The organism is Streptomyces sp. NPDC000345 (assembly GCF_042898825.1).
In the GTDB taxonomy this organism is placed as follows: Bacteria; Actinomycetota; Actinomycetes; order Streptomycetales; family Streptomycetaceae; genus Streptomyces.
This window is the reverse complement of the sequence record NZ_JBIAZE010000005.1, coordinates 443,082-466,936: the sequence shown is the minus strand read 5'-3', so window position 1 is coordinate 466,936 and position 23,855 is coordinate 443,082. Positions and strand designations below refer to the sequence as shown.

At 72.0% G+C, this 23,855-nt stretch carries 23 protein-coding genes and 2 pseudogenes; 15 read left to right on the top strand and 10 right to left on the bottom strand.

Features of this window, described 5'->3' with window-relative positions:
• Nucleotides 1–3 precede the first annotated feature (3 nt).
• The 5 genes from ACFY30_RS15145 (at nt 4) to ACFY30_RS15125 (ending at nt 4,513) form a co-directional block, all read left to right on the top strand.
• Complete coding sequence (locus ACFY30_RS15145; RefSeq protein WP_390845638.1) at nt 4–1,140, top strand: carbohydrate kinase family protein; 1,137 nt, start codon at nt 4–6, stop codon at nt 1,138–1,140.
• Between the two features lie 128 nt (nt 1,141–1,268).
• Nucleotides 1,269–2,342: a PhoH family protein gene (locus tag ACFY30_RS15140; protein ID WP_390845637.1), complete on the top strand. Its 1,074-nt coding sequence runs from the start codon at nt 1,269–1,271 to the stop codon at nt 2,340–2,342.
• A gap of 13 nt (nt 2,343–2,355) precedes the next feature.
• A complete protein-coding gene (ybeY, locus tag ACFY30_RS15135; RefSeq protein ID WP_390845636.1) occupies nt 2,356–2,853 on the top strand; it encodes an rRNA maturation RNase YbeY in 498 nt (165 codons plus the stop codon).
• Nucleotides 2,850–4,157 carry a hemolysin family protein gene (locus tag ACFY30_RS15130; RefSeq protein ID WP_390845635.1) on the top strand — a complete coding sequence of 436 codons (1,308 nt, stop codon included), beginning with the start codon at nt 2,850–2,852 and terminating at the stop codon, nt 4,155–4,157. Before ybeY ends, ACFY30_RS15130 begins: the two co-directional genes overlap by 4 nt.
• A complete protein-coding gene (locus ACFY30_RS15125; protein WP_390845634.1) occupies nt 4,154–4,513 on the top strand; it encodes an MmcQ/YjbR family DNA-binding protein in 360 nt (119 codons plus the stop codon). The genes ACFY30_RS15130 and ACFY30_RS15125 overlap by 4 nt, the downstream gene beginning before the upstream one ends.
• A gap of 25 nt (nt 4,514–4,538) precedes the next feature.
• On the opposite strand, the gene ACFY30_RS15120 is transcribed toward ACFY30_RS15125, so the two are convergent.
• Entirely contained in the window at nt 4,539–5,960 is a 1,422-nt protein-coding gene (locus ACFY30_RS15120) for an MFS transporter (protein ID WP_390845633.1), read from the bottom strand.
• Between the two features lie 156 nt (nt 5,961–6,116).
• Here ACFY30_RS15120 and ACFY30_RS15115 point away from each other — a divergent pair, with 156 nt between their 5' ends.
• The 5 genes from ACFY30_RS15115 to ACFY30_RS15095 all read left to right on the top strand — a co-directional run bounded on the left by ACFY30_RS15115 (nt 6,117) and on the right by ACFY30_RS15095 (nt 10,628).
• Complete coding sequence (locus tag ACFY30_RS15115; RefSeq protein WP_390845749.1) at nt 6,117–6,935, top strand: helix-turn-helix transcriptional regulator; 819 nt, start codon at nt 6,117–6,119, stop codon at nt 6,933–6,935.
• Between the two features lie 28 nt (nt 6,936–6,963).
• Nucleotides 6,964–7,317 carry a cytidine deaminase gene (locus ACFY30_RS15110; RefSeq protein ID WP_390845632.1) on the top strand — a complete coding sequence of 118 codons (354 nt, stop codon included), beginning with the start codon at nt 6,964–6,966 and terminating at the stop codon, nt 7,315–7,317.
• 202 nt (nt 7,318–7,519) lie between these two features.
• Nucleotides 7,520–7,993 carry a hypothetical protein gene (locus ACFY30_RS15105; RefSeq protein WP_390821450.1) on the top strand — a complete coding sequence of 158 codons (474 nt, stop codon included), beginning with the start codon at nt 7,520–7,522 and terminating at the stop codon, nt 7,991–7,993.
• A 172-nt stretch (nt 7,994–8,165) separates the two neighbouring features.
• Nucleotides 8,166–9,497 carry a beta-xylosidase gene (locus ACFY30_RS15100; RefSeq protein ID WP_390845631.1) on the top strand — a complete coding sequence of 444 codons (1,332 nt, stop codon included), beginning with the start codon at nt 8,166–8,168 and terminating at the stop codon, nt 9,495–9,497.
• Between the two features lie 111 nt (nt 9,498–9,608).
• Nucleotides 9,609–10,628 (top strand): WxL protein peptidoglycan domain-containing protein, encoded by a 1,020-nt coding sequence (locus ACFY30_RS15095; RefSeq protein ID WP_390845748.1) that lies wholly within the window; start codon nt 9,609–9,611, stop codon nt 10,626–10,628.
• A 194-nt stretch (nt 10,629–10,822) separates the two neighbouring features.
• Here ACFY30_RS15095 and ACFY30_RS15090 read toward each other — a convergent pair whose 3' ends face one another.
• Nucleotides 10,823–11,161 carry a P-II family nitrogen regulator gene (locus tag ACFY30_RS15090; protein ID WP_390845630.1) on the bottom strand — a complete coding sequence of 113 codons (339 nt, stop codon included), beginning with the start codon at nt 11,159–11,161 and terminating at the stop codon, nt 10,823–10,825.
• Nucleotides 11,158–12,471 carry an ammonium transporter gene (locus tag ACFY30_RS15085; protein WP_390845629.1) on the bottom strand — a complete coding sequence of 438 codons (1,314 nt, stop codon included), beginning with the start codon at nt 12,469–12,471 and terminating at the stop codon, nt 11,158–11,160. Before ACFY30_RS15085 ends, ACFY30_RS15090 begins: the two co-directional genes overlap by 4 nt.
• A 173-nt stretch (nt 12,472–12,644) precedes the next feature.
• Between ACFY30_RS15085 and era the strand changes: the two genes are divergently transcribed.
• A complete protein-coding gene (era, locus tag ACFY30_RS15080) occupies nt 12,645–13,598 on the top strand; it encodes a GTPase Era (RefSeq protein ID WP_390655383.1) in 954 nt (317 codons plus the stop codon).
• Here the strand turns inward: era and ACFY30_RS15075 are convergent.
• A pseudogene (locus tag ACFY30_RS15075) lies at nt 13,595–13,696 on the bottom strand (transcriptional regulator); the annotation flags it as partial. The gene era and the pseudogene ACFY30_RS15075 overlap by 4 nt on opposite strands.
• Here ACFY30_RS15075 and ACFY30_RS15070 point away from each other — a divergent pair.
• Nucleotides 13,697–14,005: pseudogene (locus ACFY30_RS15070) on the top strand (NAD(P)-dependent oxidoreductase); the annotation flags it as partial. It abuts the pseudogene before it with no gap.
• A gap of 28 nt (nt 14,006–14,033) precedes the next feature.
• On the opposite strand, the gene ACFY30_RS15065 reads toward ACFY30_RS15070, so the two are convergent.
• The 4 genes from ACFY30_RS15065 to ACFY30_RS15050 all read right to left on the bottom strand — a co-directional run bounded on the left by ACFY30_RS15065 (nt 14,034) and on the right by ACFY30_RS15050 (nt 18,054).
• Complete coding sequence (locus ACFY30_RS15065; RefSeq protein ID WP_390845628.1) at nt 14,034–15,293, bottom strand: MFS transporter; 1,260 nt, start codon at nt 15,291–15,293, stop codon at nt 14,034–14,036.
• Entirely contained in the window at nt 15,290–16,612 is a 1,323-nt protein-coding gene (locus ACFY30_RS15060; RefSeq protein ID WP_390845627.1) for a GH1 family beta-glucosidase, read from the bottom strand. Before ACFY30_RS15060 ends, ACFY30_RS15065 begins: the two co-directional genes overlap by 4 nt.
• Before the next feature lie 83 nt (nt 16,613–16,695).
• Nucleotides 16,696–16,962 (bottom strand): protealysin inhibitor emfourin, encoded by a 267-nt coding sequence (locus ACFY30_RS15055; RefSeq protein WP_390845626.1) that lies wholly within the window; start codon nt 16,960–16,962, stop codon nt 16,696–16,698.
• 21 nt (nt 16,963–16,983) lie between these two features.
• Entirely contained in the window at nt 16,984–18,054 is a 1,071-nt protein-coding gene (locus ACFY30_RS15050; protein ID WP_390845625.1) for a M4 family metallopeptidase, read from the bottom strand.
• Nucleotides 18,055–18,374: 320 nt separating this feature from the next.
• Between ACFY30_RS15050 and leuA the strand changes: the two genes are divergently transcribed.
• From leuA to ACFY30_RS15035, 3 genes are all read left to right on the top strand, one after another.
• Nucleotides 18,375–20,096, top strand: coding sequence for a 2-isopropylmalate synthase (gene leuA / locus ACFY30_RS15045; RefSeq protein WP_390655389.1), 1,722 nt, complete (start codon nt 18,375–18,377; stop codon nt 20,094–20,096).
• Nucleotides 20,097–20,280: 184 nt separating this feature from the next.
• Nucleotides 20,281–20,976: a TerB family tellurite resistance protein gene (locus ACFY30_RS15040; RefSeq protein WP_390845624.1), complete on the top strand. Its 696-nt coding sequence runs from the start codon at nt 20,281–20,283 to the stop codon at nt 20,974–20,976.
• 228 nt (nt 20,977–21,204) lie between these two features.
• Nucleotides 21,205–22,371 (top strand): exo-alpha-sialidase, encoded by a 1,167-nt coding sequence (locus tag ACFY30_RS15035; protein ID WP_390845623.1) that lies wholly within the window; start codon nt 21,205–21,207, stop codon nt 22,369–22,371.
• Here ACFY30_RS15035 and ACFY30_RS15030 read toward each other — a convergent pair.
• Complete coding sequence (locus tag ACFY30_RS15030; protein ID WP_390845622.1) at nt 22,368–23,282, bottom strand: hypothetical protein; 915 nt, start codon at nt 23,280–23,282, stop codon at nt 22,368–22,370. The two genes, ACFY30_RS15035 and ACFY30_RS15030, sit on opposite strands and share 4 nt — an antisense overlap.
• On the bottom strand, nt 23,279–23,812 hold the full coding sequence (locus tag ACFY30_RS15025; protein WP_390845621.1) for a SigE family RNA polymerase sigma factor: 534 nt from the start codon (nt 23,810–23,812) through the stop codon (nt 23,279–23,281). Before ACFY30_RS15025 ends, ACFY30_RS15030 begins: the two co-directional genes overlap by 4 nt.
• Nucleotides 23,813–23,855: the final 43 nt, after the last annotated feature.

The window sequence follows — 23,855 nt, the reverse complement described above, 5'->3', positions numbered from 1 at the left end:
ACCGTGACCGCGTCCGCCGCGTCCACCGGAGAGGGACACCACCGTCAGAACGGCCAGGCCGCCCTGGTCGACCCCTTGGCCGCCCGGCGGACCCCCGGCGATCCGCCCTGGGACGTCTACCTCACCGGCACCGTCTTCCTGGACATCATCTTCACCGGGCTCGACTCCGCCCCGGTGCGCGGGACCGAGTCGTGGGCGCGCGGGATGGGATCGAGCCCCGGCGGCGTCGCCAACATGGCCACCGCACTCGCCCGCCTGGGCCTGAGGACCTCCCTCGCCGCCGCCTTCGGCGACGACCACTACGGCGAGTACTGCTGGGACGCCCTCGCCCAGGGCGAGGGCATCGACCTCGGCCCCTCGCGGACCGTCCCCGGCTGGCACTCGCCGGTCACCGTCTCCATGGCCTACGAGGGGGAACGGACCATGGTGTCCCACGGCCACGAACCGCCCCCGGAGGAGCCCGCCCCCGAGTGCCCGCCGCGCGCCCGCGCCGCCGTCGCCTCCCTCACCCCCGGCAAGCGCGCCCCCTGGATCGCCCAGGCCGCGAGCCGCGGCACCCGCGTCTTCGGCGACGTCGGCTGGGACGACACCGGCGCCTGGGACCTGGCCGGCCTCGCCGACCTGGAGCACTGCGAGGCCTTCCTGCCGAACGCCGAGGAGGCCATGCGCTACACCGGCACCGACTGCCCCCGCGCCGCCGCCCACGCCCTCACCGAGCACGTGCCGCTCGCCGTCGTGACCCTCGGCGCGGAGGGCGCGTACGCGGTGGACCGGGAGACCGGCGAGACGGCGGAGGTCCCCGCGATCGCGGTCGAGGCCCTCGATCCGACCGGCGCGGGAGACGTCTTCGTGGCCGGCTTCGTCACCGGCACCCTCGCCGGCTGGCCGCTCGCCGACCGCCTCGCCTTCGCCGGCCTCACCGCGGCGCTGTCGGTCCAGGAGTTCGGCGGCTCCCTCTCCGCCCCCGGCTGGTCCGAGATCGCGGCCTGGTGGCGCCGGGTGCAGTCGGTCGAGGGCCAGGACCCGGAGGCGCTGCGCCGGTACGCGTTCCTGGAGGACCTGCTCCCGCGGGAGGAGCCCACCACGCCCTGGCCGCTGCGCCGCGCGGTCCCGACGATCGGTTTCCGCCGCTCGGCCTGACCCCCCGCCGGTATGAGGAAAAGCCCTACGGAGTTGTCAGTGCCCTGGCGTACCCTTGAAATCGCCAGGCCGCCCTTGTGGCAGGCGAGACGCATCCGGGAGGACGTAGAGGCCCTCGTGGCCGGCCTATGACTGAGACACCCACAGCTCAGAGCCCCGCGCAGGGGCAGGCGAGAGCACAGTTCACTGTCCCCGCCCAGCACCCCATGGTGACCGTCCTGGGATCCGGCGACTCCCTCCTGCGCGTGATCGAGACGGCCTTCCCGGCAGCCGACATCCACGTCCGGGGCAACGAGATCAGCGCGGTCGGCGACGCACGGGAAGTCGCTCTCATCCAGCGCCTGTTCGACGAGATGATGCTGGTGCTCCGCACCGGGCAGCCGATGACGGAGGACGCAGTGGAACGCTCGATCGCCATGCTGCGGGCGAGTGAGAACGGGACGAGTGACGGCCAGGAGACCCCGGCCGAGGTTCTGACGCAGAACATCCTGTCCTCGCGCGGCCGCACCATCAGACCGAAGACCCTCAACCAGAAGCGGTACGTCGACGCGATCGACAAGCACACGATCGTCTTCGGCATCGGCCCCGCCGGTACCGGCAAGACGTATCTGGCCATGGCCAAGGCGGTCCAGGCCCTGCAGTCCAAGCAGGTCAACCGGATCATCCTGACCCGCCCCGCGGTCGAGGCCGGCGAGCGTCTCGGCTTCCTCCCGGGCACCCTGTACGAGAAGATCGACCCCTATCTGCGCCCGCTGTACGACGCGCTGCACGACATGCTCGACCCGGACTCCATCCCGAGGCTCATGGCCGCGGGCACGATCGAGGTCGCGCCGCTGGCGTACATGCGCGGCCGCACCCTCAACGACGCCTTCATCATCCTGGACGAGGCCCAGAACACGAGCCCCGAGCAGATGAAGATGTTCCTCACCCGTCTCGGCTTCGACTCGAAGATCGTGATCACGGGTGACGTGACGCAGGTCGACCTGCCGAACGGCACCAAGTCCGGTCTGCGTCAGGTCCAGGACATCCTGGAGGGCCTCGACGACGTCCACTTCTCCCGCCTGTCGTCCCAGGACGTCGTACGGCACAAGCTGGTCGGCCGTATCGTCGACGCGTACGAGCAGTACGACAGCAAGCACGGCACCGAGAACGGCACCCACAAGGGCGGCCGGGGCCGGCAGTCCGGGCACAAGGGGAAGTAGACACAGCAGCACCATGTCGATCGACGTCAACAACGAGTCCGGAACCGAGGTCGACGAGCAGGCGATCCTCGACATCGCCCGCTACGCGCTCGCGCGGATGCGCATCCACCCGCTCTCCGAGCTGTCGGTGATCGTCGTGGACGCCGACGCCATGGAGCAGCTGCACATCCAGTGGATGGACCTGCCGGGGCCGACGGACGTCATGTCCTTCCCGATGGACGAACTGCGTCCGCCGTCGAAGGACGACGACGAGCCCCCGCAGGGCCTCCTCGGCGACATCGTGCTGTGTCCCGAGGTCGCCGCCAGGCAGGGCGCCGACGCGCCCACGCAGCACTCCATGGACGAGGAGCTCCAGCTCCTCACCGTCCACGGCGTGCTGCACCTGCTGGGCTACGACCACGAGGAGCCCGACGAGAAGGCCGAGATGTTCGGCCTCCAGGCTGCCATCGTGGACGGCTGGCGTGCGGAGAGGGGCCTGACCGGCCCGTCCCCGGCCCCGACCGTCTCATGAGCCCCACCCTCGTCTCCGGCGCGATCGCCCTGGTCGTCGTCGCGTGGCTCGCCGCCTGCGCGGAGGCGGGCCTCGCGCGCGTCTCCAGCTTCCGCGCCGAGGAAGCCGTACGGTCCGGACGGCGCGGCAGCGCCAAGCTCGCCCAGATCGCCGCCGACCCCACCCGCTATCTGAACGTGGCGCTGCTGGTCCGCGTCGCCTGCGAGATGGCGGCCGCGGCGCTGGTGACCTACGCCTGCCTGCAGGAGATCGACGGCACCGCCACCGCCCTGCTCGCCGCGATCGGCGTGATGGTCCTCGTGTCGTACGTCGCCGTCGGGGTCTCTCCGCGCACCATCGGCCGCCAGCACCCGCTGAACACGGCGACGGTTGCGGCGTACGTCCTGCTCCCGCTGGCCCGGATCATGGGCCCGATCCCGTCCCTGCTCATCCTCATCGGCAACGCGCTCACCCCCGGCAAGGGCTTCCGCCGCGGCCCGTTCGCCTCCGAGGCGGAGCTGCGCGCGCTGGTCGACCTCGCCGAGAAGGAGTCGCTGATCGAGGACGAGGAGCGGCGCATGGTGCACTCCGTCTTCGAGCTCGGCGACACCCTCGTCCGGGAGGTCATGGTCCCCAGGACCGACCTGGTCGTCATCGAGCGCTACAAGACGATCCGCCAGGCCCTGACCCTCGCCCTGCGCTCGGGCTTCTCGCGCATCCCCGTGACCGGGGAGAGCGAGGACGACATCGTCGGGATCGTGTACCTGAAGGACCTGGTGCGCAAGACCCACATCAGCCGCGACGCCGAGTCCGACCTGGTGTCCACGGCCATGCGGCCCGCCGCCTTCGTCCCCGACACCAAGAACGCCGGCGACCTGCTGCGCGAGATGCAGCAGGAGCGCAACCACGTCGCCGTCGTCATCGACGAGTACGGCGGCACGGCCGGGATCGTCACCATCGAGGACATCCTCGAGGAGATCGTCGGCGAGATCACCGACGAGTACGACCGCGAACTCCCGCCGGTGGAGGAGCTGGGCGACGACCGGTACCGGGTCACCGCCCGGCTCGACATCACCGACCTCGGCGAGCTGTACGGCCTGGAGGAGTACGACGACGAGGACGTGGAGACCGTCGGCGGCCTGCTCGCCAAGGCCCTGGGCCGGGTCCCCATCGCCGGGGCGTCCGGCGTGGTCGACCTCCCGGACGGCCGCGCCCTGCGCCTGACCGCCGAGGCGGCCGCGGGCCGCCGGAACAAGATCGTGACGGTGCTGGTGGAGCCGGTGGAGCCGGCCGGTCCACCGCGGGAGGAGACGAAACCGGAGTGACCCCGCAGGAGTTGCGCGCCTTCTGTCTGTCCTTCGACGCGGTGGTGGAGGACTTCCCGTTCCGCCCGGAGATCTCGGTCTTCAAGGTCGGCGGCAAGATGTTCGCACTGAGCTGGACGGACGAGCGGCCCCTGAAGGTCAACCTCAAGTGCGACCCCGAGGACGCGGTCCGGCTGCGCACCGAGCACCCCGGTCTGATCGCCCCCGGCTACCACATGAACAAGCGCCACTGGAACACGGTGACCGCCGACGGCGGCCTCCCGGACCGCCTGGTCCGGGAGCTGATCGAGGACTCCTACGACCTGGTGGTGGCCGGACTGCCGCGCGCGGAGCGGCTGCGGCTCGACCGCCCCTGAGGCGCGGGCGGCCGTCACCGCCCGGTCAGCGGGAGCCGGCGCGTCCCCGCAGCCCCAGCCCCACGAGCAGCGCCGCCGCCAGCACGATGCCCGCATCCAGGGCCAGGACCGTGTGGACCCCGGCCAGCAGGTCGTCCGAGGTCGTGGCCAGGACGCCGAGGAGCGGGATGCCCACCGTGATGCCGACCTGCTGCGTCGAGGTGACCAGGCCGGTCGCCAGGCCCTGCTCCTCGTCCGGGACACCCGAGGTGACCGTCAGGCCGTACGAGATGATCGCGCCCAGGTGGCACATGCTGGCCAGGGAGACGGCGGCCGTCGCGAGCCAGACCGACCAGGTGTGGGTGTCCAGGGCCAGCAGGGCGGCGACCAGGACACCCTGCCCGGTGAGGGAGCCGACGAGGGTGCGGCGGGCGCCGTGGCGGCCGATGACCTTCGGGGCGCAGGTGCCGGCGACCACCGACAGCACGCCCTGGACGCCGAAGACCAGCCCGGTCTCGAAGGCCGACAGACGCAGGGTCTCCTGGAGGTACAGGGTCAGCACGAAGACGACCGTCGACATCATCGAGAAGGTGACCAGGCCGCCGAGGTTCCCCCAGGCCACCGTGCGGCGGCGCAGCATGGGCAGCGAGACCAGGGGCGCGCGGGTACGGGACTCGACCGCGACGAACGCGCTGAGGAACAGGACGCCCGCGATCAGGGTCGCGATCACGTCCGTGCGGCCGAAGCCGTGGTCGGCGGCCGTCGACAGGGCGTAGATCAGGGAGAGCAGACCGGTGGTCACCGTCACCGCGCCGGGCACGTCCAGGCGCGGGCGTTCCGGAGTGCGGGACTCGGGCAGCAGGCCGGGGGCGAGGGGCAGCACGACCAGGGCGAAGACGGTGAGCAGGCCCATCGTGGAGCGCCAGCCGAGCGTGTCGGTCAGGACGCCGCCGGCCACCATGCCGACCGTGAAGCCCAGCGACAGCAGGGTGCCCGAGATGCCGAGGGCGCGGTCGCGGGCCGGGCCCTCCGGGAACGTCGTGGTCAGCAGGGACATGCCCGTCGGCACGATCGCCGCCGCGCCCAGGCCCTGCAGGGCCCGTCCGGTGAGGAAGGACGCGGGGTCCCAGGCGAAGGTGGCGAGCAGTGAGGCCGTGCCGAACAGGGCCAGACCGGCGAGGAACAGCCTGCGGCGGCCGTAGAGGTCGCCCATGCGGCCGAACAGGAGCAGGAAGCCGCCGGAGGGGAGCGCGAAGGCGGTGACCGCCCACTGCAGGGCGGAGGTGCTCATGCCCAGGTCGGCACCCAGCACCGGCAGTGCCACGTTCAGGACGGAGAAGTCGAGCGCGACCATGAACTGGGCCGCGCACAGGACGAAGAGGACGAGCCGGTCACGCGCCGACAGCCGTGGGGCGCCGGGCGTCTCGGGGAGGGAGGTGGAGGTGGACGGGGTGGTGTCGATCGCCATGGCAAGAGCTTCCGGCGGCCGGAATACTCGTGGGGAGTCGGAACTTATGGTGGTGGTGGCACCACCAGATACGGCCCGGGGGAGCGGCACGTGCCTGAAGGCGGAACGACGGACGCGGTGAAGAGCCGTCGGCTGAGCGAACTGCGCGAGTTTCTGATGAGCAGGCGGGCCCGGGTCAGTCCGGCCGAGGCCGGGCTGCCGGACGGCGGGGCGCGGCGGCGTACGCCGGGGCTGCGGCGCGAGGAGGTCGCCGTGCTCGCCGGGGTGGGTGCCTCCTGGTACCAGTGGCTGGAGCAGGGGCGGGACATCTCCGTCTCCCCGCAGGTCCTGGACTCCGTGGCCCGGGTGCTGCGGCTCAGCAACCCCGAGCGGCGCCATCTCTACGTCCTCGCGGGGCTGAACCCGCCCGCGCCCGAGCCGGCGCCGGACCACGGCTGCGAGGGGCTGCGGCGGCTGATCGACGCGTGGATGCCGTTTCCGGCCCACATCATGGACCGGTACTACAACTGTGTGATCTACAACGAGGCCGCGACCTGGGTGCTCGGCATGCGGCCCGGCATCAGGCAGAACTGCCTCGTCGACTTCTTCACCGACCCGCTGTACCGGTCCCGTACGAAGAGCTGGGAGCGCAACGCGCGCACGGTCGTCGCGCAGTTCCGGGCCGCCTGCTCGGCCTGCCCCGACGACGAGGGGTTCCAGGCGGTGCTCGCCGAGCTGCGGGAGACGGCCGGCCCGGACTTCGCCCGGCTGTGGGACGAGCGGGACATCCAGGACGCGGGCGTGGTCCGCAAGGAGCTCGACCATCCGCTGGTCGGTCTGCTGTGTGTGGAGAGTACGGCGATGAAGGTGCCGGCCCGGCCGGATCTGATGATCGTGCTGCACACGCCGCTGGACGAGGCGAACACCGCGGCGAAGCTGGAGTGGCTGGCCTCGCCGGAGGGGCGGCGGGGCGCGATGTACCCCGTGGCGGGCTGAGGGGTCGGGTACTTCGTATGCTCGGGGCATGACCGAGAGCAGCGCGCTTGACCCCGAGGACCGCAAGATCGTCACCCTGGCCCGTTCCGCGCGGGCCCGCAACGGCGTGCCGGAGGGGGCCGCCGTACGGGACGAGACGGGACGTACGTATGTCGCCGGGACGGTCGGCCTGCCGTCGCTGAAGCTGAGCGCGCTGCGGACGGCGGTGGCGATGGCGGTGGCCTCGGGAGCGGCGTCCCTGGAGGCGGCGGCCGTGGTGACCGAAGCGGAGGGCGCCGCCGAGGACGATCTCGCCGCCGTGCGCGATCTCGGCGGGCCGGGGACTTCGGTGCTGGTGGCTTCGCCGGACGGGACGGTCCGGCTGACCCTTTCCGCCGGCTGAGGCACCAGGGGGCTCTGCCCCCTGGACCCCGGTTCCAACTCGGCCGGAATTCAACCTTGCCCTTCCCGCACCGCTCCCGCGTCAATGGGACCCGTAACTTCCGACGGACCGTCAGATCCACCCCCCACCGGGCCCGGTGACCGCACCCACCGTCCCGTTCCGGCCGTCCGTCTCCCCACATCCGGGAAGGAGCCGGAATCCCATGAGCAAGCGAATCGGATCAGGTGCGGCACTGCTGGCCGGGGCCCTCGCGGTCACCGGGCTGGTGTTCGCGCCCTCGGCCGCCGCGGTGACCCCGACGACGGCCACCATCACCGCGAGCTGCGGCATCTTCGGCGGTGGTGCGGCCACGCTCACCGCCACGCAGTCCGGTACCTCGGCCACCATCACCCTCACCTCCTCCGCGATCACCACCCCCATCGCGCTCGGCGCCAACAGCATCAGTTCGACGCTCACGATGGCGAACTCGACCGGTTCCGCACGTGTCTTCAGCGGTTCCGTCAACCCGGCCATGGCGGCCGGCGCCTCGATCACGGTCGGCCCGCTGCCCGGCACCGTGGCCTCGGGTGACAAGCTCGACTTCAACGGCGGATCGCTGAAGATGGTGGTCCTCGGCATCACCCTCACCTGTACGACCAGCACGGCGCAGGCACCGGGTCCGTTCGTGTTCGACTGATAGCGGCCGGAAACCGGATTGACGGACCGTCAGTTTCCGAGCAGCATCAGGAAGCTGACGGTTCATCAGTTTCTGCCGCCGAGTCCATTGACTTCTCTCGCGATCCGCCCGTCAATGCCCCCTGTCGGCGCAGAAGAGCCGCTGCGCCCGCACCCCGGAGGAGGGGGCAAACATGGGTTCACCCCGAAATGGCCGCAGTTCCCGAAGACGGCGCTGGGCGTCGCTGCTCGGGGCGACCGCGCTCGCGGTGACCGCGGGCGGGGCGCTGGCGTGCCCGGCCGGCGCCGCGACCGACGTGGACTTCGCGACGCACTGCATCCCGCCCGCGATCGCGGGCCTCCCGCCGATCGACGGCACCACCACCGCGAGGATCACGGTGGACAACACCAGCCCCGAGGTCGGCGACACCGTCACCGTGACGTACACGGTGGTCACGGCCGCCGCGGCCAACCCCACCGCGATCGACCTGCCGGCCGACATCATGACGCCGACGGGCAAGGTCACCCTGGGCGGCGCCCAGGCCGGAGACGTCACCGTCGCGGGCCCGAGGAAGAACGACCCGGTGCCGGGCAAGGCCGCCTTCCCGTCGTTCTCGATGACCGGCACGTTCACGGTCACCTCGCCCGGCGCGATCACCCTCGCACCCGGCGACTACAACATCCACACCAGCTACATCCTGGAACTGGACACCGTCTGCACGGTGACCAACCCGCCCGCCCCGGTGTCGGAGACGGTCACCGCGGCCGACAACCCCCCGGCCAACACCCGCAACCTCGGCCTCGGTTCGGCCTCCGGAGCCCCGGGTGACCCCGTCACCTTCACGGGCGGCGGCTTCACCCCGGGCGCGACGGTCACCGTGGCCGGGCGGTCGGGATCCGACCCGACCGCGGACCGGACCACCGTCACCGCGGGCTCCTCGGGCGGCATCTCCGGGTCGCTCGTCGTCAACGACCCCACCACGACCGGTGTGGTGGCGTACGAGGGCAGCGCCTGGACCGCCGAGCTGGGGACCCCGCCCGCCGCGTACGTCGTCATCGACGACACGCCCGTACCCGAGGGCAGTCAGCGGCTGACGGCGACCGTGAAGGCGGGCGACCTGTCGATGGCGCAGGCCGGGGACAGCGTCACGATGTCCACGGTCGACTTCGGCTCCGGCGACCCCTCGACCGGCGACCTCAACACGGTGACGGTCAAGGACTACCGCGGCGGGCCCGCGGGCTGGTCCCTGACCGGCAAGGTCACCGACTTCAGCGGACCCGGCGCCAAGATCGACGCCGGCAAGCTGAGCTGGACCCCCGCGTGCACCACCAAGGCGGGCAGCCCGAGCACCTGTCAGGCCGGGTCGCCCGGCGTCGTGGGCGGGGCGGGGGCGACCCTGGCGTCCGCGCCGGACGGCACGCTCACCGGCGGTGAGTTCACCGCGAGTGCCGGACTCTCCCTCGACGTACCGGCGTTCACACCCCCGGGCGCGTACGCCGGCGTCCTGACGCTCACGCTCACCTGACCCACCCGTCCCCGCGGTGGCCGGGCGGCCGCCCCACAGGCCCGCACCCGCCCGTCCACCGAGCCCGTTCCATCACCCGTGGTACGTCTGTGGGGGTCCGCACCCATGCTGCTGCGCAAGCCGTACGTCCTCCTCCTGCCGCTCCTCCTGGGCCTGCTGCCCGCCGCGCCCGCCCGGGCCGCCGACAACGGGAGCTGGTCCGTCTATCCCCTCTCCTCGGCCGTCGCCGCACGGCCGTACTTCTACGTCTCCGCCGACCCCGGCCAGACGGTCGAGGACAAGGTCGTCGTCGCCAACAAGACCGGCAAGCCCCTCACCTTCCGGCTGTACGCCGCCGACGCCTACAACACCGCGCGTGACGGCGGCTTCGCCGTGAAGTCACCGGGAGAGCGCATGCGGGGTGTGGGCGCGTGGGCCGAGCTGCCGAAGGAACGGGTCACGGTCCCCGGCCACAGGACGGTCACCGTGCCGTTCACCGTCAAGGTGCCCCAGGGCGCCGAGCCCGGCGACCACCCCGGCGCGATCGTCGCCCTCGACGAGCGGATCGACCGCGGCGACGGCTCGGTCGCCCTCGGCGTACAGCGGGCGGTCGGCGCCCGTGTCTACCTCACCGTCGGCGGCCCCAGGCTCCCCGCGCTCGCCGTAGAGAACGTCCATGTCAGCCACCACCAGCCCCTCGTCCCCGGCCTCGGCGCCAGCACGGCGACGATCTCCTACACCCTGCACAACACCGGGAACGTCACCCTCGAACCGAAGGTGGAGCTGAAGGCGAGCGGCCTCTTCGGCCGTACACTCCTGACCCGCGACCTGAAGAAGATCCCCTCCCAGCTGCTCCCCGGCCAGCGCGTCCGGCTCACCGAAACCTGGCGGAGCGCCCCCCAGCTGGACCGGGCGGACGTGAAGCTGACGGCGACGGCCAAGGACACGAAGGAGTCGGCGACGGCGTCGTTCGTGGCGGTGCCGTGGCTCGTGGTGGCGGCGGCGGTGGCGGGGACCGCGGCAGGGGTGTGGCTGCTGCTCCGGCGGCGCCGCGCAGGGGCGCGGGGCCGTGCCGTCATGCGGCTCCGCCGCGGGGCGCGACCGGCCCCCGCGCACCCGCAGCCGGAAGCCGGCCGATCCGCCGGAGGCTAGGGGGTGTCGCGAAGGCCCGCACAGCACCCGCGGCGGCCGGCACGCTCCCCCGCTCCCGGCTTCGCTCAAGCGGGAGGTACCCCGCCGCCGCACCGGCCGAAAGCCCGAGTACGCCCCGTGCGTGGGCTTTCGTCCGGCACGCCGAGGGCACGCACCGGACACCCCGGGCACCGCACAGGACTGTCGGCACACCCCTAGAGCGCGTCGGGTCCGCGCTCGCCCGTGCGGACCCGCACCACCGTCTCCACCGGCAGCGCCCACACCTTTCCGTCCCCGATCTTCCCGGTCTGCGCGGCGCGCACGATCGCGTCGATCACGGCCTCCGACTCCGCGTCGTCCACGACCACCTCGATACGGACCTTCGGCACGAGGTCGACCTGGTACTCGGCCCCCCGGTAGACCTCGGTGTGGCCGCGCTGGCGGCCGTACCCGCTGGCCTCGGTCACGGTCATACCGTGGACGCCGAGCTCCTGCAGGGCCGTCTTGACCTCGTCGAGGCGGTAGGGCTTGACGATCGCGGTGATGAGCTTCATGCCTGCGGCTTGACCTTCTGGGCGGAGGGGAGGACGGAGTGTCCGACCGGGGCACCGTGGCCCAGGACGCCGTGATCGTATGCGGTCTCGGCGTGGACCGTAAGGTCCAGGCCGGTGTGCTCCTGGTCCTCGTCCGCCCGGAAGCCGATCGTGCGGTCGAGCAGCTTGCCGATGCCGTAGGTGACGCCGAAGGCGTAGGCCGCCACGACGGCCACGGCCACCAGCTGCTTCCCGAGCTGGGTGAGGCCACCGCCGTAGAGCAGGCCCTCCGCGCCGCCGGTCATGGTGTCGACCGCGAAGACGCCGATGAGGAGGGTGCCGATGACGCCGCCGACCAGGTGGACGCCGACGACGTCGAGCGAGTCGTCGTAGTTCAGCTTGAACTTCCAGCTCACGGCGTAGGAGCAGACGACACCGGCGGCCAGGCCGACCGCCAGGGCGCCGAGCAGCGAGACCGAGCCGCAGGAGGGCGTGATCGCGACCAGACCGGCCACGGCGCCAGAGGCGGCACCCAGCGTCGTCGGGTGGCCGTCGCGCCTCTGCTCGACGAAGAGCCAGCCCAGCAGGCCGGTGCAGCCGGCGGCGAGGGTGTTGAGGAAGGCCGCGGCGGCGAGGCCGTTGGCGCCGAGGGCCGAGCCCGCGTTGAAGCCGAACCAGCCGAACCAGAGCAGGCCCGCGCCCAGCACCACCATGGGCAGGTTGTGCGGACGCATCGCGTCCTTCTTGAAGCCGAGACGGGGACCGAGGACCAGGCAGAGCGCCAGCCCCGAGGCACCGGAGGTGATCTCGACCGGCAGACCGCCCGCGAAGTCCAGGGCGCCGAGCCGGTCCAGGATCCAGCCGCCGGGCCCCCAGACCCAGTGGGTGACGGGAACGTATACGAGCAGCGCCCAGACGGGCACGAACACCAGCCAGGCGGCGAACCTGGCGCGGTCCGCGATCGCGCCGCTGATGAGCGCCGCCGTGATGATCGCGAAGGTGAGCTGGAAGGTGGCGAAGAGAACGGTGGGGACGGTGCCCTGGACGCTGTCCGGGCCGAGGCCGGACATACCGGCGTGCTCGAGCCCGCCGATGAGGCCGCCCCCGGCGTCCTCCCCGAAGGCGAGGGAGTAGCCGGCCGCCAGCCACACCACCGTGACCAGCGCGATCGACACGAAGCTCATCATGAGCATGTTGAGCACGCTCTTCGTGCGGACCATGCCGCCGTAGAAGAGGGCCAGACCCGGGGTCATCAGCAGGACGAGCGCGGTGGCGGCGAGCAGCCAGGCGGTGTCGCCGGTGTCGACGTGTGCGGCGGCGAGGGTCGTCACGGGGTCTCCATCGGTACGGGGGCTCGTCAGAGGTTCACCGGTCCTGGTTTCCGCTTGCGTACGGGTGTGTTTCCGCGACGTTTCGTTGCGCACAGGTTTCCGGGAGCTCACCGGGAGGGGCGCTGCCGCTCGTATGTGCGGCGGGGCTTGATGGATCAGGGAGAATGGGCGGCATGAGCGTTCGTAACCAGTCATCCGAGCAGCCGGCCGGGACCCTTCACCGCGCCGGCTTCGCCTGCTTCGTGGGCCGCCCCAACGCGGGCAAGTCCACCCTCACGAACGCTCTGGTCGGGCAGAAGGTGGCGATCACCTCCAACCGCCCCCAGACCACCCGGCACACGGTGCGGGGCATCGTGCACCGTCCGGACGCCCAGCTGATCCTGGTCGACACCCCGGGCCTGCACAAGCCGCGCACCCTGCTCGGCGAGCGCCTCAACGACGTGGTCCGCACCACCTGGGCGGAGGTCGACGTGATCGGCTTCTGCCTGCCCGCCGACCAGAAGCTCGGTCCCGGCGACCGCTTCATCGCCAAGGAACTGGCCGGGATCAAGAAGACCCCGAAGGTCGCCGTCGTCACGAAGACCGACCTCGTGGACTCCAAGGCGCTCGCCGAGCAGCTCATCGCCATCGACCAGCTCGGCAAGGAGCTGGGCATCGAGTGGGCGGAGATCATCCCGGTCTCGGCGGTCGGCGACCGGCAGGTGGACCTGCTGGCGGACCTCCTGGTCCCGATGCTCCCGGAGGGCCCCGCCCTCTACCCCGAGGGCGACCTGACCGACGAGCCCGAGCAGGTGATGGTGGCCGAGCTGATCCGTGAGGCCGCCCTGGAGGGCGTGCGCGACGAGCTGCCGCACTCCATCGCGGTCGTCGTCGAGGAGATGCTCCCCCGCGAGGACCGCCCCGCCGACAAGCCGCTCCTCGACATCCACGCGAACCTCTACATCGAGCGGCCGAGCCAGAAGGGCATCATCATCGGCCCCAAGGGCCGCCGGCTGAAGGACGTCGGCATCAAGTCCCGCAAGCAGATCGAGGCGCTGCTCGGCACCCCGGTGTTCCTGGACCTCCACGTCAAGGTGGCCAAGGACTGGCAGCGCGACCCGAAGCAGCTGCGCAAGCTGGGGTTCTAGCCGGTCCGGCCGGGAGCCGCCTCCCCGGGGGACATGTCCTGCAGCCCCACCACCCTCAGCAGCCGCAGCCGCTCATGGGCCTCCGTGCCCGGGCGGGCTGGGCCGGGACCTGGGCGGCGGCCCAGCGGCTGCAGATGGCCCACCACGCGGACGTCGCCCAGGGGCTGCTGCGTCTCCTGCACGCGCCGGGGGTGACCCGCCCGGTCTACAACATCGCCGACGACGCTCCCGTGACGGCGGTCGAGCTGCACCAGCTCAACGGCGTGGAGGTTCCCGCCGAGCTCCGGACCCGCACGGACCCCGACCCCTGGTTCGGGGTCATGTCCACCCGGCGGATCCGCCGGGACCTCGGCTTCCGCCCGATCCACCCGACCGTCTGGTCCGCCCGGGACGCGGGAGCCCTGTGACACCGGAGCCCCGGGACGGCGACAGGCCCTAGTCGACGCCCCTGATCCGCCCCACCAGCACCGCCCCCGCCAGTCCGACCAGCGCCGCCACCAGGTACAGCACCCGGTAGCCGCCCAGGTACGTGACGATCGGCGCGGCGAGGACAGGGGCCGCGACCTGGGGCAGGGCGTTGGCGACGTTGATGACGCCGAGGTCCTTGCCCCGGTCCAGGGCCTTCGGCAGCACGTCCGTCATCAGCGCGAAGTCCACGGAGGTGAACACGCCGAAGCCGATCCCGAGGACCGCCGCGGCCACGACGGCACCCGGCCAGGTCTGCCAGGCCGCCAGCCCCGCCGTCGCCACCGCCATCAGCACGCCGGACCAGATCACGAACGGCTTGCGCCGGCCCACCCGGTCCGACCAGACGCCTCCCACGACGACCGTGGCGAGCAGCGTCACCCCGTTCACGGCCGTCAGGATCAGCACGCCGTGCTCGGGGTCGGCGTGGTGGAGGCGGTCCCGCAGGTAGTAGAGCAGGTACAGCAGCACCAGCGCGTTGCTCAGGTTCATCAGGAACCGGGTCAGCCAGGCCCAGCCCAGGTCGGGATGGCGGCGCGGGCTGAGCCAGAAGCCCGCCAGGAAGCCGCGCCAGGACCAGGGCGGCCGGTCCTCCGCCGCAAGCCGCAGGTCCTCGAACCGCAGGACGTACGGCAGCACGCCCACCGCCGTGAACGCCGCGCACGCGGCGTACCCGGCGCCCACACCCCCGGCGGCCGTGGCGAGCGCCGTCCCGCCGACCACGCCGAGCACCTGCGCGACACCGAGCCAGCCGCCCACGGAACCCCGCTGGAGCCGGGGGACACGGTCCGGGACGGCGGCGGTCACCGCCGCGAAGGCCGCGTTCAGGGTGAGCTGCACCAGGCACCAGCCCAGCGCCATCGTCCACACCCCGTCCGCCGCCGCGAGCAGCAGCAGGGAGAGGGCGCCGCCCGCCGCGCCCGCCACGATCCACGGCGTACGGCGGCCGTACCGGGAGGTCGTGCGGTCCGACAGGGCGCCGAAGAGCGGGTTCGCCACCAGCGACACGAGGGCGCCCGTGCCGGTCACCCAGGCCAGCATGGTCTCCTTCGACAGGCCGGAGCCGGGCGCGAAGTCCTCGGCCTGGGAGGCGAGCAGGATCTGCAGCGGGCCGTACCAGCCCACCCAGATCGCCCCGTTGGCGAGGGAGAGGGCCGAGGACCAGCCCCGGCTCACCCGCTCGACGGGCTCGGCCAGCGCGGCGGCCGGGGCCCGGCCGGCGGTCGTCATCTCTGCGCCCGCAGCACGTCCCGCAGCCAGCGGTACGACGCCTTCGGGGTCCGGGTCTGGGTGGCGTAGTCGACGTGGACGAGGCCGAACCGGCGCGCGTAGCCCTCCGCCCACTCGAAGTTGTCCAGGAGGGACCACACGAAGTAGCCGCGTACGTCCACCCCCGCCTCCAGCGCCCGGTGCAGGGCCCGGATGTGGCCGTCGAGGTACGCGATGCGGGCCTGGTCGTCGACGCCCTCGTAGGAGCAGCCGTTCTCCGTGATGACCACGGGCGGGAGGCGGTCGCCGTAGCGGTCCTTGAAGGTGGTCAGCAGCTCGGTCAGGCCCTCGGGGACGACCGGCCAGCCGAAGTCGGTCACCGGGACGCCCTCGATGTCCTGGACGGAGAAGGGCAGGTCGGCCGGCATGCGGATCCCGCCGAACTCGATCTCCGTGCCCTGCGGGGCGCCCACCCGGGTCGGCGCGTAGTAGTTGACGCCGTACCAGTCGAGGGGCTCGCCGATGACCTTGAGGTCGGCCGCCACGTCCCCGGGCATCAGCTCGCCGAGCCCCTCGGGGTACTCGCCCAGCAGGAGCGGTTCGGCGAACAGGCGGTTCAGCAGGACGTCGTAGAAGGCCGCCGCCTCCACGTCGGCCGGTTCCCGGGAGGCGGGCCAGGTGGGGCCGTGGGAGTTGGCGACGCCGATGTCCGTGGCACCGGCCGCGCGCAGGGCCCGTACGGCGAGACCGTGGGCCAGCAACTGGTGGTGGGCCACCGGGAGCGCGTCGAAGAGGAGCTGCCTGCCCGGGGCGTGGGTGCCGAGGGCGTGGCCCAGCAGGGTGTGTTCGGCGGGCTCGTTGAGGGTGATCCACTTCTGCACCCGGTCGCCCAGCCGGTCCACCACCACCGACACGTACTCGGCGAACCGGGACGCCGTGTCCCGTTCCAGCCAGTCCAGGTCCGCCGGCAGGTCCCAGTGGAACAGGGTCGGGACGGGACGGACGCCCGCCGTCAGCAGCTCGTCGACGAGACGGTCGTAGAAGTCCAGGCCGCCGGGGGAGTTCACCCGGGGCCAGGAGACCGAGAAGCGGTACGCGTCCACGCCGAGCCCCGACAGCAGGGCCACGTCCTCGCGGTAGCGGTGAAAGTGGTCGCAGGCCACCGCCGCCGTCGAGCCGTCCTTCACCCGCCCCGGCTCGGCCGTGAAGGTGTCCCACACGGACGGCTCGCGCCGGTCCACCGCGCCCTCGATCTGATGGGCGGAGGTGGACACACCCCACAGGAAGCCGGCCGGGAACTGGGGTATCGGGTGCGCCGCGTCGCGCGGATCGTTCGCCATGGGCGGGATCATCCTTACCGCCGGGTAAGGAAGTCAACGTCCAGGCGTGAACTACCAGTTGCGCCCCTGTCCCGGCCCAGCCCTCACGCCCCTTCCCTGAGCACGCGGGAGATGAGCTCCCGCTGCTCGGGGGTGAGTGCGGGATCGGCCGCGTACACCGTCTTCCCGTCCACCGTGATCTCGTAGCTGAATCCGTCGGGCACGCCCAGGGGCGGCACGCCCTGCCCGGCGGCGACCGCCTGCTCGGCCAGGGTGTGCCACTCCTGGGCATCGGGCCGCCCCGAGGTGCCCACCTCGGCCTGCCGCTCGATGCCCGCGAAACCGCCCGTGCGCCTCACCTGAATACGCATGGGTCCCTGTCTATCGCCCGGTCAGAGAATCCGCACCCCCACCTGCTCCCACGCCTTCCGTACGGCCTGCAGCTCGTCGCTGCCGTCGCCGAACCGCTCGCGCGCGGCCTTGGCGGTGAGTCCCGCGAAGTCGGTGAAGAACGCCCCCGACGTCAGCTCGCCACCGGTCAGCACGTCGTACCAGAGCTGGCCCGCCTTCTCCCAGGCGTGGCCGCCGAGGGCGGTGGCGACCAGGTAGAACGCGTGGTTGGGGATGCCGGAGTTGATGTGCACCCCGCCGTTGTCGCGGCCGGTGCGCACATAGTCGTCCATGGTCGCGGGTTGCGGGTCCTTGCCGAGGACGTCGTCGTCGTACGCCGTGCCCGGGGCCTTCATCGAGCGCAGGGCCGAGCCGGTGACGCCCGGGGCGAGGATGTCCGCGCCGATCAGCCAGTCGGCCTCGGCGGCGGTCTGGCCGAGCGAGTACTGCTTGATGAGCGAGCCGAAGACGTCGGACATCGACTCGTTGAGGGCGCCGGGCTGGCCGTAGTAGGTCAGGTTCGCCGTGTACTGCGTGACGCCGTGGGTGAGTTCGTGGCCGATGACGTCGATGGAGTTGGTGAAGTCGGTGAAGATCTCGCCGTCACCGTCGCCGAACACCATCTGCTCGCCGTTCCAGAAGGCGTTGTTGTAGCCCTCGTCGTAGTGGACGGTGGCGTCCAGGGGCAGACCGTCGTCGTCGATCGAGTGACGCCGGTAGGCCTTGAGATACAGGTCGAAGGTGGCGCCGAGCCCGGAGTAGGCGCGGTTGACGGTGGCGTCCCGGCCGGGGTCCTGGCCCTCGGAGCGGACCTTGGTGCCGGGCAGGTCGGTGCCGTGCCCGGCGTCGTAGACGGTGCGCAGCGGCTGCTCCGCCGGCGCCTTGGCCGTCGGGCCCGCCCACAGGCGGAACTCGGTGGTCACCCGGCGCCTGGCGCGCAGCTCGCTGTCGCGCACCAGGGTGCGCTGGGCGGGACCGGAGAGTGCGGGGTCGTCGTGCCGGGCCAGCTTGTCGAGGACATGCGGCGGTACGACGGTGCAGAAGACGGGCTCGAAGCCCCCGTTCGTCGTCATGAGCGGAACCCTTGCACTGTGTTATATCCCTGTCACCACGTGCAACCATGATCGGTGAAAAACGGTGACAAACGCGTCCGATCCGCAGCGGGGAGTGGTATAGCGCACGTTTCGCCCGATTGGTCCCCGTGGTCCCGCATACTGATACGGACCCCACGCGACGGAAGCGGCTCGGCTAGGCTGCGGAGCACTATGCGTTTCGGGCTGCTTCTCCTTAGCTGCCGCGGCGAGGGCCTGTAGTCGAGGCCGACCCCCTCCCCGCGGAGCTCGGTGTTGCGTCGTCGGCCGTCCATCCGGACATCCTGAGGAGCCACCGCACCATGGCGAACCGCCAGCAGCCCAGCCAGATGCCGATCCACAAGTACGGACAGTACGAGCAGGTCGACATCCCCGACCGCACCTGGCCGAACAACCGGATCACCGTAGCCCCCCGCTGGCTCTCCACCGATCTGCGCGACGGCAACCAGGCCCTGATCGACCCGATGTCGCCCGAGCGCAAGCGCCGGATGTTCGACCAGCTGGTCAAGATGGGCTACAAGGAGATCGAGGTCGGCTTCCCCGCCTCCGGCCAGACCGACTTCGACTTCGTGCGCTCGATCATCGAGGAAGAGGGCGCGATCCCGGACGACGTCACGATCTCCGTGCTGACCCAGGCCCGCGAGGACCTGATCGAGCGGACCGTGGAGTCCCTGAAGGGCGCCCGGCGCGCCACCGTCCACCTGTACAACGCCACCGCGCCGGTCTTCCGCCGGGTGGTCTTCCGCGGCTCCAAGGACGACATCAAGCAGATCGCCGTCGACGGCACCCGCCTGGTGATGGAGTACGCGGAGAAACTGCTGGGCCCGGAGACCGAGTTCGGCTACCAGTACAGCCCCGAGATCTTCACCGACACCGAGCTGGACTTCGCGCTGGAGGTCTGCGAGGCGGTGATGGACGTCTACCAGCCCGGCCCGGGCCGCGAGATCATCCTGAACCTGCCGGCCACCGTCGAGCGCTCCACCCCGTCCACCCACGCGGACCGCTTCGAGTGGATGAGCCGGAACATCTCCCGCCGCGAGCACGTCTGCATCTCCGTCCACCCGCACAACGACCGCGGCACCGCCGTCGCCGCCGCCGAACTGGCGCTGATGGCCGGCGCCGACCGCGTCGAGGGCTGTCTGTTCGGGCAGGGCGAGCGCACCGGCAACGTCGACCTGGTCACCCTGGGCATGAACCTGTTCTCCCAGGGCGTCGACCCGCAGATCGACTTCTCCGACATCGACGAGATCCGTCGTACGTGGGAGTACTGCAACCAGATGGAGGTCCACCCGCGCCACCCGTACGTGGGCGACCTGGTCTACACGTCCTTCTCCGGCTCCCACCAGGACGCCATCAAGAAGGGCTTCGACGCCATGGAGGCCGACGCGGCCGCCAAGGGCGTCACCGTCGACGACATCGAGTGGGCGGTCCCGTACCTGCCGATCGACCCGAAGGACGTCGGCCGCTCCTACGAGGCCGTCATCCGCGTCAACTCGCAGTCCGGCAAGGGCGGTATCGCGTACGTCCTGAAGAACGACCACAAGCTGGACCTGCCCCGCCGGATGCAGATCGAGTTCTCGAAGATCATCCAGGCGAAGACGGACGCCGAGGGCGGCGAGGTCACCGGCTCCGACATCTGGTCGGTCTTCCAGGACGAGTACCTGCCGAACCCGGACAACCCGTGGGGCCGCATCCAGGTCCGCACCGGCCAGTCCACGACCGACACCGACGGCGTGGACACCCTCACGGTCGAGGCGACGGTCGACGGCGAGGACACCGTCCTGACCGGCTCCGGCAACGGTCCGATCTCGGCCTTCTTCGACGCCCTGCAGTCCATCGGCATCGACGTACGCCTGCTCGACTACCAGGAGCACACGATGAGCGAGGGCGCCTCCGCGCAGGCCGCCTCCTACATCGAATGCGCGATCGACGACAAGGTCCTGTGGGGCATCGGCATCGACGCGAACACGACGCGTGCGTCGCTGAAGGCGGTCGTCTCCGCCGTCAACCGCGCCGCGCGCTGACCATCCTGACCGGTGGTTCAGGGGCCTTGACCGTCGTATACGGCGATCAAGGCCCCGTCGGTTATCGGCCACCGCCACGTGGAGGTCACGGAAAGGTCTCGTCCTGGGTGCTGACTACTCCTCCCCGATGTGGCTAACATCACGCAGACGTGGCGATGTTGCCGCGGGGTTACGGAGGTGCGACGTGCTGCCAGGACGGGGACGAGACGGCCAGGTCACCAGGCTTGCCCGCATCCTGGGCACCCGTACCGCGTGGACCCCCGTGGGGGACGGCGAGTTCTTCTGCCCCGGCTGCGGCGGCGACCGCAACTACCAGCGGCTGACCGGGCGGCGCAGGTTCACCCTGCTGGGCCTGCCCGTCCTCTCGCGCGGGCAGACCGGCCCGGTCGTCGAGTGCGCGGCCTGCCAGTGCCAGTACGGCACCGACGTCCTCGACCACCCCACCACCACCCGCTTCTCCGCGATGCTCCGCGACGCCGTCCACACCGTCGCCCTGGCGGTCCTCTCCGCCGGCAGCCCCTGCGCGCCCACGTCCCTGGAGACGGCGGCGGGCGCGGTGCGCGCGGCCGGCTTCGCCGACTGCACCCGGGAACAGCTGGCCGCCCTCGTCGACGCCCTCGCCGCCGACACCGGCCGCACCTACGGCGAGCCCTGCGGCGCGGGTCTCGCCATAGAGCTCCACGAGGCCCTGGACCCCCTGGCCCCCCACCTCGCGCCGGCCGGCCGCGAATCGATCCTCCTCCAGGGCGCCCGCATCGCCCTCGCGGACGGGCCGTACACCCCGGCCGAGCGGGAGGTGCTGGCGACGGTGGGCGCGGCGCTGACGATCTGCGCGGACGACGTGACGCGCTTGCTGGCGGCGGCCGGCACCCCCTCCTGACCCGCCCCCGCCCGGCTCTCCGGACGGGAGCGTCCTGGTCGGGCGGGGCCGGGGCGACGCCGGGATCGTCCGGGCGGAGGGGCCGAGTCCGCTCACCGCGAGAACGTGCGCCGGCCGGACCACGGGGAAGCCGGGTGCGCGGGACCGTGCCCGACGCGTCGCCGTGGCGTACGCGTCGCAGGTGGTGACGCCGGGGACGATGTGACCAGTCCGCACCATGGAGCTGGGATGACCTTCCTGAGCCGTACCCTCCTCGCCACCGCCGTGTTCCTCACCCCCCTCACCGCCGCCCCGGCCGCCGCCGCCCCCGGTCGCTGCACCTCCTCGGTGCCGTACGTCTCCGGGCAGGGCGGCTACGCCTCCTACCGCGTCCCGGCCGCCGTCACCACGCTCCGGGGAACCGTGCTGGCGTTCGCCGAGGGGCGCCGGGACGGGACGGGGGACACCGGGGACATCGACATCGTGCTGCGCCGTTCCACCGACGGCGGCTGCACCTGGGGTCCGTTGTCCGTGGTGGCCGCCGGGAACGGGGACACCCGGGGCAACCCGGCGCCGGTGGTCGATCCGCGCACGGGTGCCGTCGTGCTGGTGAGCTGCGCGAACGAGGGAACGGCGACCGAGGCCGGGATCATGCGGGGCGAGGCGCCCGGCCGCCGGGTGTTCGTCCAGCACAGCCGGGACGACGGGCTCCGCTTCACCCGGCCCCGGGACATCACGGCGGCGGCCGCGCGTCCGGCCTGGCGCTGGTACGCCACCGGCCCCGGGCACGCCCTCGCCCTCACCCGGGGCCCGTACGCGGGCCGCCTCGTCGTCCCCGCCAACCACTCCGCCGCCCCGCCTCCCGGTTCCCCCGACACCGGCCGGGAGTCCCGCCACTACGGCGGCCACGCGCTGCTCAGCGACGACGGCGGCCGCACCTGGCGGCTCGGGTTCGTCGACGCCGCACACGACGGCACCGTGAACGCCAACGAGAGCTCGGCCGCCCAGCTCCCCGACGGACGCGTGTACTTCAGCGCCCGCGACCAGGGCGGCACGGCCCCCGGCAACCGGGTGGACGCCGTCTCGGAGGACGGCGGTGAGACCCTGGCCCGGCCCTACGCCCCGCAGCCCACCCTCGCGGTCCCCGTCGTCCAGGGCAGCACCCTGCAACTCCCCGGGCGGGGAGCCCCGTTGCTGTTCTCCGCCCCGTCCGGCCCGACCGCCCGCCGGGCTCTCACGGTCTGGCGCGCCACGGATCCGGCCGGGGGTTTCACCCGGGCGGTGACGCTGTCGTCGGACCCCGCCGCCTACTCCGATCTCGTACGGGTGGACGCGCAGACGACCGGGGTGCTGTACGAGACGGGGACGGCGGGACCGTACGAGACGATCGGGTTCCGCCGTCTGCAGGGCCTCTAGTACAGCTCGCGCGAGTACCCCTTGTCGGTGTCGGAGTCGTAGACCAGCTCGCCGTCGCTGTCGTAGCCCATGATGTGCGGGGCGAGATCGACCTGCTGGTGGACGACTCCGGTGGCGACGAACCAGCCGTGGTCGAGGACGGCCGGGTCGGTGGTGCTGTCGCCGTAGGTGACGGTGACCTTGGCCACCGACTCGTCGACGTAGCCGATGGCCGCCCAGCGGTACGGCAGTTTCCACTGGCCCTGGTCGATGACCGACTGGCGGTAGAGGTCGCCGGCGTTGGGGTCGGGCACGACCGGACCCGCGTCCGCCGCCGCGGCGTCGCGCGCGCTGACGTTGATGCCGGAGGCCTCGCCGTCCTTGATGTCGCAGATCACCCGGAAGCCGGCCGGCTCGTCCTTCACGGCGACGACGTGGAAGCCGTCACCGGGGTCGTTGGAGTCGCCGGTGCTCTTCGCCGCGAGGAGGATCCGGTAGTCCTCGGCCTTGCCCAGCTTGATGCCGAGCGAGGACGAGGGGCGCTCGGCGGCCAGGCACGTGCGCAGCCCGTCGGAGGCCTGGGCGAAGGTGATGCCGTCGAGCAGCTGTCCGTCGCCCGCGGGCCGCGCGGGCCCGGTCTCCTCCGGGGAGGCGCCCGTGCTCCGCGGGGCACTGGCCGACGTCATCGGCGTCGCCGTGTCCACCTCCCGTTCCCCGTTCCCGCCGGCCCAGGCGTACGCCCCCACCGGCACCGCGGTCAGTGCCACCAGTGCCGCTCCGACCGCCGCCACCCGCCGCCGTCGCTCCGCCATGCCGCGCCTCCTGATCGCCGGATACGGGGCCGGCGCGGGACGGACGATGTCGGCGTCCCGCACCAGCAGCTCCCGCAACTGCTGCTCGAAATCGGTGTCGAAGTGCTGTTCGCCGCTCACCTGCCGCCTCCCTGGGCCTGCCCGGAGACCGTGCGGCTGGGGGCCAGTCCCGGATACGTACGCAACTTCGCCAGCCCCTTGGACGCCTGGCTCTTGACCGTGCCGGGCGAGCAGCCGAGCACCTGGGCGACCTCCGCCTCCGACAGGTCCTCCCAGTACCGGAGCACCACCACCGCCCGCTGTTTCCTGGGCAGCTGGGCCAGCCCGGCCATCAGCGAGCCCCGTTCCTCCACCCGCCCCGTGGCCTCGTCGCGTCCGGCCCGCTCCGGCGGCGCCGCGGTCAGCGCCTCGGAGACCCGCCGCTTGCGGAACCGGTCGCTGTTGCAGCTGACCAGCATCCGCCGGACGTACGCCTCCGGGTTGTCGCTGCGGGAGATCCGCCGCCACGACCGGTACGCCTTCGCCAGCGCGGTCTGCGTCAGATCCTCGGCGTGGTGGACGTCCCCCGTGAGCAGATAGGCGGTCCGCACCAGCCGGGACCACCGCGCTCTGACGAACTCCTGGAACCGATCCTCTAGTTCGGCCTGCATCAAGCACCCTCCTCGCCCTCCAGACCACCGGTCGGGGGGAATC